Source organism: Streptomyces sp. NBC_00090 (genome assembly GCF_045160815.1).
Taxonomy (GTDB): domain Bacteria; phylum Actinomycetota; class Actinomycetes; order Streptomycetales; family Streptomycetaceae; genus Streptomyces.
The window spans coordinates 890694-903685 of record NZ_CP108224.1 but is presented as its reverse complement, the minus strand read 5'-3'; the positions used below and the strand labels follow the sequence as shown (position 1 = coordinate 903685).

The following is a 12992-nucleotide window of genomic DNA, read 5'->3' as shown; positions in this document are numbered from 1 at the left end:
GACATGTCAACGAGCAGCGCCCCTGCCATCGGGCAGGACGTTGCGCGAGATGGTCTGTTTCAGGATGCCTTTCGGTCGGCGGGCTTCTCGATCTCGGTGGTCACCCGTGCCCCTCGGAAGAGCACCGGGAGCCACAGGAGACATGCCAGCAGGGGGACTGCGGCGTAGGTGGCCATGCCCACACTGGAGCCCATCCCGTCCATGAGCGCGCCGAGGACGAGATAGCCGATGCCGATGAGCGCCGACTCCACGAATGCGATCATCGACAGCAGGCTCGCGCGGTGGCGCGACGGCACGGCCTCGTTGAACACGTTGTCCACGATCACGGCGGTGATCTCGGGAATCCCGGCCAGGGCCAGGAACGCGGCGATGGTGACCCAGACAAGGCCGAGGCCGCTCAGGCCGAGTGCCGCGGCGAGCGTCAGGAGAGACACCGGGACTACGATCCGGTACCCGATGCGCCGGTCCGCGCGGTCCGACAGCAGCGGAGTGAGCCCGCCGGCGATGAATCCCGCCGATATGACCACGCTGACCCATGCGGTGCCCGCTCCCTGATCGGAGAGGGTCTTCTGCGTAAAGATGATGTACGGCGTCAAAGTCGCATGCATCAATCCGGACACCACGACGAGCGTCACGAGCGCCGGCGTGGCGACCCGAAGCATCGCCCGCCATGCTGTGACGTCGCCGTGCTCCTCGGCTCCGTCCTGCTCGTCCACCGCGTCCGCGCCGCGGATCTCGGGCACCCCTGACATCAGCACCACCACGGCCAGGACGAGGCACGCCGCCGAACCGACGTAGACGACTCCCCAGGAGATCTGCTGCAGTTGGCCGCCGAGGACGATGGCGGCTCCCGAGGTGACCGTCCCGAGCATGGTGAACCGGGACTTGATCTTGACGTAGCTGGCCGTTGCACCACGACGCACGAGCAGGTCGTACAGCAGGGCGGTGTCCGAACCGGACACGCATGCCATGCCCACGCCCTGCCCGATGAACAGCGCCAGGAACACCCAGTAGTGGGAGAACGTCCCCTGGCCGAGCAGACATCCAGCTATCAGCATCTGGCCGATCACGATGCTGGCACGCCTGCCGATTCGGTCGGCGATGACTCCCGTCGGCAACTCCGCAAGTCCGCTGACCAGGTAGAGCAGTGTCTGCAGTAGGGCCACTTGCCCGGCGGAGAAGCCTCGCTGATACAGGAAGATGACGAATACGCCGCGCTGGAACAGCGAGTTGGCGAGCACGGCGTATACGTAGAACGGGCGCGTGACACTTCGTGCTGCATCGTCGACTGCAGCCGACCCGCCAAGGGCCTCCGTGGTGCCGGTCATGCTGCGGGCTCCCTGGTGACTCCGGTGATCATCAGTGTTGGGCCTCCGCCGCCGACCGGAACCTCCAGTCCATACTTCGCGCAGGATATGGGGCCGGCCATCCGGGAACCGTTGCCAGCGCCGCGGCCATCCTCGGTGGTGGTGTCAAGGGCTGGAACCGTAGCGTGCATCTTCTGGCAACGGTTGCGTACATCTTGGAGCCAGCGTGGGCGTGAAGTCAGGGAAATCCCAGACCTCGTCACAGCCCCAGAGCGCAGGCCAGCAGGGCGAAGGTGTTCCACGCGAGCGCTCGACGCTTCGTGTGGCGCGTGAAGCATCCGAACACCGTGAAGCCGGCCCCGCCGTGGAGGCAAGGCCGGCATCGCGGCGGCGTTCCCCCCGGACGCCGCTACTCCTGCTTCTCCCCTGAGGCGAAGCGGGAGATGATGAGCGCGACGATGATGATCGCGCCGTTCAGGAACTGGTTCCACAGCGGCGGAACGCCGGCCAGCGTCATGACGTTGACGACCAGTTGGAGTGTCAGTACACCCGTCAGGGCGCCGAACAGCGAGCCGCGTCCGCCGTTGAGGCTGACCCCGCCGATGACGGTGGCCGCGAAGACCTGGAAGATCCAGCCGCTGCCCTGGTCGGCCGAGACCGAGCCGTAGTGGCCCGTGTACAGGACTCCCGCGAGGGCGGCGAGGACGCTGCCGATGATCAGTACGATCCAGGTCACTTTGTCGACCCGGATACCGGCGGCGCGGGCGGCCTCGCTGTTGCCTCCGATGGCGTACAGGGCACGGCCGTGGCGCAGCCACGCGAGGGCGGAGCCGCCCACCGCGAAGAGCAGGACGCAGATCCAGATCGAGGCGGGGACGCCGATCCAGGTGGCGCTTCCGAGGTAGCGGAACGAGTCGGGGACGTCGACGATCGACTTGCCCTCAGACATGGCGACCTGCAGTCCTCGGAGCATGGTGAGTGCCCCGAGGGTGACGATGAAGCCGTTGAGACGCAGCTTCAGGATGAGGAATCCGTTCAGCGCGCCGATGGCGGCGCCCACCAGGAGACAGACCGGCACGGCTGACCAGGTCGGCAGCACCCCCATGCCGGTGAACCGTCCGACGTCCGGCAGGACGAGCCACATCGCCACCACAGGGGCGAGCCCGATGGTCGATTCGAGGGACAGGTCCATCCGTCCGACGATGAGGATGAGGGCGGAGGCCAGGACCAGCAGGCTCAGCTCGGTGGACTGCTGGGCCACGCCCAGGAGGTTGTCGGCGGTGAGGAAGGCCGGCGACACGATGAAGCCGATCACTCCGAGGACGAACAGCGCCGGGACCAGGGACAGATTCCGGTACCGCTTGAGGTCGATTCCGCGACCGGCTCCGGCGTCGGACCTGATGCCCGGATCCTGCTGCGGGGGCTTGAGGTCAGTCGTGACGGACATGGCTTCCCTTCCTGTCCTGCGTTTCGTGCGGGTCGGCCATGCCCTCCATGGCGGCGACCAGTTCGTCATCACCCCAGCCCTGCTCGAACTCCGCGCCGAGCCGGCCGTGGAACATGGTCACGACGCGGTCGCAGACACGCAGATCGTCCAGCTCGTCCGAGATGATGACGGCGCACCGGCCTTCGTCCGCGACCTGCCGGATGCGGCCGAGCAGGAATTCCTTGGACTTCACGTCCACCCCGTTGGTGGGGCGGATCGCGATCAGTACCTCGGGGTTCGTCGCGAGCGCGCGGGCGATGACGACCTTCTGCTGGTTGCCGCCCGACAGGGCGGACACGGGCGTCGTCGTGTCCGGGGTCTTGACGTCCAGATCGGCGATCATGCGCTGGGCGAACGCCCTGGTGCGCGACGGAAGCACGAGCCCGAACGGGCCGAGCTGATCGCCCACGGTGAGCGTGGCGTTCTCCGCCACGCTGCGCTCCGGCACCAGACCCTGGATGTGCCGGTCCTCCGGAACGAAGCCGACCCCTGCCTTCAGAGCAGCCGGCACGTCTCCGGTCTTGACGGTCCGGCCGGCGACCTCGATCCGGCCCGTGTCCGGTCGGTGGAGGCCTGCGAGGGTCTCGCCGAGCTGGACACAGCCGCTGGCCGCTCCTCCGGCCAGGCCCACGACCTCGCCGGCGCGCACGACCAGCGAGACATCGGCGAAGGCTCCGGGCAGCGACAGCTCCTGGACACCCAGAACCGTGGACCCTTCGCCGGCCTCGGCCCGCGCTTCGCGCGGGTGGGCGCTCCGGGAAGCATGCTCGCCGGTCATCGCCTCGATGAGCGCCTCCTCAGGCAGCTCGGTCACCGGCGCGGTGAGGATGTGCCGGGCGTCGCGGTAGACGGTCACGCTGCTGCACAGGTCGTAGACCTCCTGCAGGTGGTGGGAGATGAACAGGAACGCGACACCCTGCTGCTGGAGATCGCGCAGTTTGGCGAAGAGGCGCTCGATGCCCCGTGCGTCCAGCTTGGCCGTCGGCTCGTCGAGGATGATGAAGCGGGCACCGAAGGACAGCGCCCGGGCGATCTCGACGAACTGCCGCTGTTCCACGGTCAGATCTTTGATCTGCCGCGAGGGATCGACATCGACGTGGTACTCGGCGAGCAGATCGGCCGCTTTGCGTCGCAGTTCCTTCCAGCGGATGGGCTGGAGGGCGCCGCGGCTCTGACGATGAAGGAAGAGGTTCTCCGCCACGGTCAGTTCACCCACGATCGTGGACTTCTGATAGACGCAGGCGACCTTGGAACGCCAGGCGTCGATGTCACCGAAGGCGGGGGCGGGCTCGCCGGAGAACCGCAGACCGCCTGTATCGGGCTTCTGCATTCCGGTCAGGATGGAGACCAGCGTCGACTTCCCGGCGCCGTTGCGGCCGACGAGGGCGTGGGATTCCCCTGGCGTGACGGTGATACGGGCCTCGCGCAGCGCGACGGTGGCCCCGAAGCGCTTGGAGATTCCGGCCGCCTCGACCACGGGTGCCGCGGCGGCGGTCACCGTGTCCGGCATGACGGGCCGTCCTTTCTTCGATGGTTGGGGGCGTGAGGCGGTGTCGTCACTTGTCGATGGAGTTGCCCCAGAGGCTCTCGTCGTCCACGTTCTCCTTGGTCACGAGGGGAGCGGGAAGCTGGTCCTCAAGGCCGTTGGGAAGCTGGATGATCGTCGAGCCGTGGTCGGTGGGCCCGGGCTTGAAGGTCTTGCCCTCGGCCGCCGCGTTCGCGTAGAACAGCGCGTACTTGGCGTACAGGTCGGCGGGCTGGGACACGGTCGCGTCGATCTGGCCCTTGCGGATGGCCTCGAACTCCTGCGGGATGCCGTCGTTGGAGACGATCGTGATGTGACCGGCGTCGCCGACGGGCTTCAGGAGCCCCTTCTGCTGCAGCAGGGCGAGCGTGGGCTGGAGGAAGACGCCGCCGGCCTGCATGTAGATGCCCTTGATGTCGGGATGCTGCGCGAGGAGGGTCTGGAGCTTGCTGGAGGCAACGGCGCCGTCCCAGTTGGTCGGCAGCGGGAAGACCTTGATGCCGGGGAACTTCTCCTTCATGCACGACTCGAAGGCTTCGGACCGGTCGCGGCCGTTGATCGAGGTCAGGTCGCCCTGGAACTCGGTCACCTTGCCCTTGCCGCCGAGCTGCTTCCCGATGTACTCACAGGCCTTGGTGCCGTACGCGCGGTTGTCGGCCCGGACGACCATGAACACCTTGCCCGTGTCCGGCCTGGTGTCGACGCTGACGACGGGGATGTTCTTGCCTTCGAGACGGTCCAGCGTGCTCGCGATCGCCCCGGTGTCCTGGGGCGCCATCACGATGGCCTTGGCGCCGGTCCGCTCCATGACCTGCACGTTGGAGACGAGCTTGGTGACGTCGTTCTCGGAGCTGCTGAACGGAAGAGTTCTCAGCCCGCCCTTCTTCACCTCCAGGTTGAGGTACGTGGAGTAGGAGTTCCAGAAGTCGGAGTCGGCGCGGGGCAGGTCGACGCCGATGGACGGCTTGCCGCCGCCGGCCGTGGCATCGGCGCCGGCACGGTTGCACGCTGTCGCGCCGGCGGCAAGAAGCACGACTCCGGCGATGGCGACAGCGACATGAGCGTTACGGGGCTTCATCGTCCGTGTTCCTCTCGGGTGGCGGGATGCCGCGGGGCGGCCGCCAGGAGACTCCGGCGAGGTCGCGGGGGATGGTCACCACTCACGAACAGATCATCCGATGTCTTCCTGTGGTCGAGGACGTTACGGGCCGATGGCACTCCTGGCAATAGGTGCCTGGAAACGATTCCGCAACCTCCCTTCGAATGTCCCTGACTCCTATTACGCCCGTGGCGGCGCATGGTCTAGCGGGAGTTGGCCGCTCCCTCGCCGACCTCGCGCAGCGACGTGAAGGGGATGGATGCGGGTGACCCTAGTCATCCGATGAATGGCGCGGGTGTAGCTCGCCGACAGATGTCGGTCACTGGGTGTGGAGGGGGCGTTGCGCCACCGAGGAGGCGATTGAAGAGATCAAGGCGCTGATTGTCGACGGTTGTCGCCGGCACGGCTCTCGCCGGGCGACGGGCTGCCGAGGGGGAGATGCTCGCGGAGCGGCCGGGGCTGTCGCGCAACCCGCTACGGGAGGTGGTGCGGGCCCTGACCGCCAACGCGGCCGGCGGCGCGCCGTCGCGGCGATCAAGGTGGCGACCGGGGGACACGTACAGAACCGCATCGTCTTCGAGCAGCTGCTCCAGGCGGGCGCCATCGACGTCCTCCAGCTCGACTCGGCGCGGGTCGGCGGCGTCAACGAGAACATCGCCGTTCTGCTGCTCGTGGCCAAGTTCGGCGTGCCGGTCTGGCCACACGCCGGCGGGGTGGGCCTGTGTGCCGTCTGCAAAGCTCTCGATCATGGTCACGGAGGCCGACTGGTCCCACTGGACCGTGGCGGGTCTGCGGCCGAATGCCGACACGGTGCTCGAAGCGTTTGGACCGCGGCGGCCGATGTTCGGCTCGGACCGGCCGGTGAGCACGCTCGCCGCCGACTGCGGGGCAGTCGTCTCAGTGGCCCGGGAGCTGACCAAGGGGCTCAGGGCACCGGATCGGGACGACGTGTTCCGTCAGACAGCTGCCCGGGTGTGCCGGCTGCGCCCTTGTCCAGCACCTGAGCTGCGTCGGCGTGCGTGGCGCTCGGCGTACGTCCCCGCGGTCCACTTCCCGCGGGGGCGACCCACCACCCGCGGTGTCTTCCGGCGAACAAGGACCGTTCCCTCGCTCTCACCAGCACAAGATTCATCGGATGTCCTCCTCTCTGCCTGGAGTGAAGATCCACGAATCGGGAGAAGTTCTCGGCGGTTGGTTTGTTTGCGGGAAGCCACCGCTTTCGACCGAATCGTATATGGATGGGCTTGTCAGCGGAAGAGGCCACGCGCCGCCCCGGCCCCCCGGGGTGGCGCGTGGCCGTTGCTTCGCGCGCCTGGGTAGCCGCTGAGATCGTTCGTGGAGGTCTCTGCGCGCTTATTGACATCCGACCTTTTGTGGCGTTGTCATGAGGGACACCCCGCGAGTGTTTGAAAACTTGCCGTTTCGTTCGAGTTTGGTTGACTCCCTCCGCTTCCCCCGCAGGAGCCCCCATGCAATCCCTCCGCTCTCCTTGGCGTCGAACCACCTTGGGCATGCTGGCTGTTGCCCTCGCCGCAGCCCTGTCCGGGCCCTCGCCCGCGCTCGCCGCCCGGGCCGCCCGGCCCACCGAGACGGTCGTGGACGTGACCGCGTTCGGTGCCGATCCGACCGGCAGCCGTGACAGCGCGGCCGCCGTCGCCAAGGCCGTACGGCAGGCCAAGACAGTCAGAGGTCCGGTGCGTATCCTCTTCCCGCGCGGCACCTACCAGATCTATCCGGAGCAGGCCGAGGCCCGCGAGCTGTACGTCTCCAACACCGTCGGCGCCGACCAGAGCTACCGGGACAAGCGGATCGGCATCCTGCTCGAGGACATGCGCGACGTCACGGTCGACGGAGGCGGCTCCCATCTGCAGTTCCACGGTCTGATGACCACGTTCGCGGCCATCCGTTCCGTCAACGTCTCCGTCAAGAACTTCAGCTTCGACTACACCGCTCCCAAGGTCATCGACGCCACCGTCAGCGACACCGGGGTGACCGAAGGCCGTGCCTACCGGGTTCTGACGCTTCCCCAGGGCAGCGGCTTCTCGGTGGGGGACCGGCAGGTGACGTGGCTGGGTGAGACCAGTCCGGCCACCGGGCAGCCGTACTGGTCCGGCGTGAACGGCATGTGGTACACGCAGATCCACGACCCGGCCGTACAGCGCACCTGGCGCGGCGCCAATCCGCTCTTCCACGACGTGGCCGGCATGACGGACCTGGGCGACCGGAAGCTGCGCATCGACTACAACACCGGGACCGTCCCCGGCGACCGCGGGCTGGTCTACCAGATGCGCGAGACCACCCGCGACACCCCCTCCGCGCTGTTCTGGGAGTCACAGAACGTCACCGTCCAGGGGCTGAAGGCCCGTTACCTGCACGGCTTCGGTTTCGTGGGCCAGCTCAGCGAGAACATCACCATCACCGGCAACGAGTTCCGTACGGATCCCGCGTCCGGCCGTACCACCGCCGGATTCGCGGACTTCGTCCAGATGTCCGGCGTCAAGGGCCGGGTGGATATCACCGGCAACGTCTTCGACGGCGCCCACGACGACGCGATCAACATCCACGGCACCTACATGGAGGTCGCAGGACGCCCCGCGCCCAACGTCCTCAACCTGGAGTACCGGCACAACGAGACCGCCGGCTTCCCCCAGTTCCACCCGGGTGACGCGGTGGAGATCGTGGAGAAGCGCACCATGGCGGCGGTGCCCGGCATCACCGCCAAGGTCGTCGCGGTCGACGGACCTTCGGGCCGGGACCACGACAAGTCGCTGACGAGCATGACGGTCACCTTCGACCAGGCGCTCCCCGACTCGGTCAGGCCCTGGGACTTCGTGGTGGAGAACACCACGTACACGCCGACCGTCCAGATCAGCGGCAACACCTTCCGCGACATCCCCACCCGCGGCCTGCTGGTCACCACCCGCAAGCCCGTGGTCATCGAGAACAACGTCTTCGACGGCATGTCGATGGCCAGCATCTTCATCTCCTCCGACGCCTACCAGTGGTACGAGTCAGGGCCCGTCACCGACGTCCTGATCCGCCGCAACACCTTCAAGCGGCCCGCCAGTCCGGTGATTCTCGTCGAGCCCACCAACCAGGACGTCGACGCCTCCCGTCCGGTGCACCGCAACATCCGGGTCGACAGCAACACCTTCGAGACCGGCGACGTGCGGCTGCTCGACGCCAAGAGCGTGGCCGGCATCACCTTCACCGGAAACACGGCCGCGCGCCTCGACCGGAAGACCGCGTTCGCCGCACAGGCGCAGAACCTCTGCCCGGCCCCCGGCACCGCCACCGAGGTGCGCGCCACCGCCACCGCATCGCCGTACTCCACCTCGCTGTTCGCCTACCGCGGTTCGTCCGGGGCCGTGATCACAGGAAACAACCTCGACAACGGACTGAACCTGCGCGCAGACCTGCACGCGACCGACCCGGCGCAGGTCACGAGCGACGAGGTGGCAGAGAACGCCGACAAGGTGCTGCCGCTGCTGCCGTCGACCACCTACACCAGCAGCAACACGGCGGTCGCCGAGGTCGACGCGAACGGGAAGGTCACGGCCAAGGCCCCGGGCAAGGCCGTCATCACCCCCACCACCCCCAGCCAGTTGGGGAACATCGCGGGCGTCCCCGTCGAGCTGAACGTCGGAGCCGACCCGTCGTCGCCCCTCTGCGCCAAGTCCCTCCAGCTGGACACCGACAAGTGGTCCGTCGTACGAGACGCGCCGGACCACCGTGCCGTCCTGCCGGGCGACACGCTCGAACTCACCCCCGCCGGCCGCGGATTCCTGTGGGCGGGCGCCAACAGCGCCCACAACGTGGTCCTCACCGGCACCGGTGACGGAAACGGCACCGCCACGGTCAAGATGACCGGCCGCACCCAGCGCGGCTACATGGAAGCCGGTCTCGTCCTCTACGGCGGCGACGACGACTACATCGCCCTTCAGCGCAAGCACAACAACGGCAGCCCCACCATCACCCTCTCCTCGGAGCGCGGCGGCTGGGCCGAGGAGCCGCGCCGCATCCCCGACCCCGAGGAGCAGGCTGTGTGGCTGCGCCTCCAGCGCGACGGTGGCACCGTCACCGCGTCGTACTCCCTCGACGGCACCGCCTTCACCCCGCTCGGCGACCCGGTCGACGCCTCCTGGCTCGGCAGCGCCCGCTTCGGGGTGCTGGCCGAAGTCGAGAACGTCTCCGGCACCGACACCCCCTTCCGGTTCAACGGCTTCACGGTCGACGCGGTCCAGGTGCCCTTCACCTCTCCTTGGTGACCCGAGCCCGAGCACGCAGGGGTACGGCTCCCCGCCGGGGCCGTACCCCTTCCCCCCCACCGCCCCATCCCCCACCCGCAGGATGAGACATGAACCGACAACGCGTCCCCTGGAGGGCGGCGATGGCCGCCCTGACCACCGGACTGCTGCTGGGCACGGCGTCCGTGACCGCTCCGACCGTCACGGACGACACCGCACGGCTTGAGCCGGTAGCGGTCGCGACACCCGACCCCCACACCCTCTGGTACGACCGACCCGCCTCCGACTGGGAGTCCGAGGCCCTGCCGATCGGTAACGGCGCCATGGGCGCCATGGTCTTCGGCGGCGTGCAGGCGGAGCAACTCCAGTTCAACGAGAAGACGTTGTGGACCGGTGGGCCGGGATCCGCAGGCCACAACTTCGGCAACTGGACCTCTCCGCGCCCGACCGCCATCCAGGAAGTGGTCGACGCGATCGACTCCGGCGGCAAGGCCGACCCGTCCTGGGTCGCGAGCAAGCTGGGCCAGCAGCGCGCCGGCTTCGGAGCCCACCAGACCTTCGGCGACCTGCGTCTGGACATGGCGGGGCAGCAGTCCGATTACTCCGGCTACCGCCGTTCGCTGAGCGTGCACGACGCCACGGCGAAGGTGAACTACACCAGCGGCGGCACCGTCTTCGCCCGCGAGTACTTCGCCAGCTACCCGGACAAGGCGGTCGTGGGCCGGCTGTCGGCCGACCGGCCCGGCAAGGTCTCCTTCACCCTGCGCTACACCTCGCCGCGCTCCGACTTCACGGCGACGGCGTCCAAGGGCCGCCTCACGATCCGCGGCACACTCGCCGACAACGGCCTGATCTTCGAGTCGCAGATCCAGGTCAAGGCCGTCGGAGGCACCGTCACCAGCAGCGGCGGGCAGGTCAAGGTCACCGGCGCCGACAGCGCCACCCTGGTCATGAACGCCGGCACCAACTACGCCCAGTCCCACCCGGTCTACCGCGGCGCGGACCCGCGCACGGCGGTGCGGGCCGCGGTGGACAAGGCCTCGGCCAAGTCCTACGACACGCTCCGGGCCGCCCATGTGGCGGACAACCGCGCCCTGTTCGACCGGGTGAACCTGGACCTGGGCCAGGTGATGCCGGACAAGCCGACGAACCAGCTGCGGGACGCCTACACCGGGGGGAACTCCCCGGACGACCGGGCGATGGAGGCGCTGTTCTACCAGTACGGGCGCTACCTGCTCATTGCCTCCTCCCGCCCCGGGTCGCTCCCGGCCAACCTCCAGGGAGTGTGGAACAACTCGACCTCTCCGCCCTGGAGCGCCGACTACCACACCAACATCAACCTCCAGATGAACTACTGGCCCGCGGCCCAGGCCAACCTCGCCGAGACCGCGGCCCCGTTCACCGCCTTCGTCGAGAACCTGAAGCAGGCCGGCGCCACCACCGCCACCGAGATGTTCGGCTCACCCGGCTGGGTGGTGCACAACGAGGTCAACGCCTTCGGCTACACCGGAGTGCACGACTGGTCCACCGCGTTCTGGTTCCCCGAGGCCAACGGCTGGCTGGCATCCCAGGTCTACGACCTCTACCGCTTCAACCAGGACCCCGCCTTCCTGCGGGACCGGGCCTATCCGCTGCTCAAGGGCGCGGCCGAGTTCTGGCTGGACAACCTGCGCACCGACCCGCGGGACGGCAAGCTCGTCGTCACCCCCAGCTTCTCGCCCGAGCACGGCGAGTTCACCTCCGGTGCCGCGATGGCCCAGCAGATCGTCCACGGCCTGCTCACCGACACCCTCGCGTCCGCCCGGGAACTGGGCACCGACACCGCCTTCCAGGACCGCCTGCGCACCGCGCTCGACCAGCTCGACCCGGGCCTGCGCGTGGGGTCCTGGGGACAACTGCAGGAGTGGAAGGACGACATCGACGACAGGGGTGACGACCACAGGCACGTCTCACATCTGTACGCGCTGCACCCCGGCAACCAGATCTCGCCCGCGAAGACCCCCGCCCTGACCGAAGCCGCAAAGGTCTCCCTGCGCGCACGGGGCGACGGCGGCACCGGCTGGAGCAAGGCGTGGAAGATCAACTTCTGGGCCCGGGCGCTCGACGGCAACCACGCGCACAAGATGCTCGCCGAGCAGCTCACGTCGAGCACCCTCTCCAACCTGTTCGACACGCACCCTCCGTTCCAGATCGACGGCAACTTCGGCGCCACCGCAGGCATGACGGAGATGCTGCTGCAGAGCCAGAACGACGACATCGAGCTCCTGCCCGCCGTGCCCTCCGCCTGGCGTACGGGATCGTTCACCGGCCTCAAGGCGCGCGGCGACGTCACGGTCGGCGCGACCTGGGCCGCCACGGGCGACGCCACGTTCACCCTCAAGCCCGCGAAGGCGGGTGAGCTCGCCGTGCGCAGCCCCATGTTCACCGGCGCCCACACGCTGACCGACACCACCACGGGTGCGACCGTGACCCCCACCCGGAACGGGGACCGCATCACCTTCACGGCACTGGCCGGGCACGTGTACAAGGCCACGGGCCACGTCCCCGCACCGCCTCCGGTCGGCCCCCAGAGCGCCAACCCGCTGCACCACCCGGCCTCCGGCCGCTGCGCCGACCTGGACGGCGGCTCCACGTCGCCGGGTACGCACGTGCAGCTGTGGGACTGCAATGCGAGCGAGGGCCAGGACTGGGCGTACGACCCGGCGAACGGCAGCCTCTCCGGCAAGGGCGGCCTGTGCCTGGACGCCGAGGCCGGCAGCTCCGCCGACGGCACCCCACTCGTCGGCTGGCCGTGCAGCGGAAGCGCCAACCAGCGGTGGACCCTCACCCCCGACGGCACCATCACCGGCATCGGCGGCAAGTGCGTCACCGCGGCCGACGGCGGCACCGCGAACGGCACCCGGCTCCGACTCGGCACCTGCCAGGCGGACTCGGCGGCGCAGACCTGGGCGGTCGCCCTGGTGAACCCGGCCACCGGCCGCTGCCTCACCGGCCCCGCGGCGAACGGCGATCCCGTGACCCTGGAGGGCTGCGCCCGCGGTACGGGACAACGGTGGACCCTGGACGGCGCCGCAGGGCCCGTCAAGACCGGAACCGGCGCGTGCCTCGACGTGTCGGGCGGCGGCTCCGCCGACGGTGCCGCGATCGTGGTCGCCCCGTGCGACGGCGGCGACACCCAGAAATGGACGCTGAGCGCTGCCGGCGTCCTCACCGGAGCCGGTGGCAAGTGCCTGGACGCCGGAAGCGGCACCACGTCGGGGAGCCCACTGCGGCTGTGGCCGTGCCACGGCGGCACAACCCAGCAATGGGTCCTGTGACCCGCTGACGA

Annotated in this window: 7 protein-coding genes and 1 pseudogene; 4 read left to right on the top strand and 4 right to left on the bottom strand. The window is 68.7% G+C overall.

What is annotated here, in order from left to right; all coding sequences use genetic code 11:
* Positions 1 to 59: 59 nt before the first annotated feature.
* The 4 genes from OG361_RS04010 to OG361_RS03995 form a co-directional block, all read right to left on the bottom strand.
* Entirely contained in the window at positions 60 to 1328 is a 1269-nt protein-coding gene (locus OG361_RS04010; protein ID WP_405851876.1) for an MFS transporter, read from the bottom strand.
* Between the two features lie 388 nt (positions 1329 to 1716).
* Positions 1717 to 2754, bottom strand: a complete 1038-nt coding sequence (locus tag OG361_RS04005) for an ABC transporter permease (RefSeq protein WP_384572491.1) — start codon at positions 2752 to 2754, stop codon at positions 1717 to 1719.
* Complete coding sequence (locus tag OG361_RS04000; protein ID WP_405851874.1) at positions 2738 to 4303, bottom strand: sugar ABC transporter ATP-binding protein; 1566 nt, start codon at positions 4301 to 4303, stop codon at positions 2738 to 2740. Before OG361_RS04000 ends, OG361_RS04005 begins: the two co-directional genes overlap by 17 nt.
* 46 nt (positions 4304 to 4349) lie before the next feature.
* Positions 4350 to 5396, bottom strand: a complete 1047-nt coding sequence (locus OG361_RS03995) for a sugar ABC transporter substrate-binding protein (RefSeq protein ID WP_405851873.1) — start codon at positions 5394 to 5396, stop codon at positions 4350 to 4352.
* A gap of 536 nt (positions 5397 to 5932) precedes the next feature.
* On the opposite strand from OG361_RS03995, the pseudogene OG361_RS03990 reads away from it, so the two are divergent.
* The 4 genes and pseudogenes from OG361_RS03990 to OG361_RS03975 all read left to right on the top strand — a co-directional run.
* Positions 5933 to 6160, top strand: a pseudogene (locus OG361_RS03990) (enolase C-terminal domain-like protein); the annotation flags it as partial.
* Positions 6161 to 6164: 4 nt separating this feature from the next.
* Positions 6165 to 6737, top strand: a complete 573-nt coding sequence (locus OG361_RS03985) for an amidohydrolase family protein (protein ID WP_405862055.1) — start codon at positions 6165 to 6167, stop codon at positions 6735 to 6737.
* 191 nt (positions 6738 to 6928) lie between these two features.
* The gene (locus OG361_RS03980; protein ID WP_405851872.1) at positions 6929 to 9685 is read left to right on the top strand and encodes a DUF1349 domain-containing protein; all 2757 of its coding nucleotides are present in this window, start codon (positions 6929 to 6931) and stop codon (positions 9683 to 9685) included.
* 89 nt (positions 9686 to 9774) lie between these two features.
* Positions 9775 to 12981, top strand: a complete 3207-nt coding sequence (locus tag OG361_RS03975) for a glycosyl hydrolase family 95 catalytic domain-containing protein (RefSeq protein ID WP_405851871.1) — start codon at positions 9775 to 9777, stop codon at positions 12979 to 12981.
* The last annotated feature ends 11 nt before the right edge of the window (positions 12982 to 12992 follow it).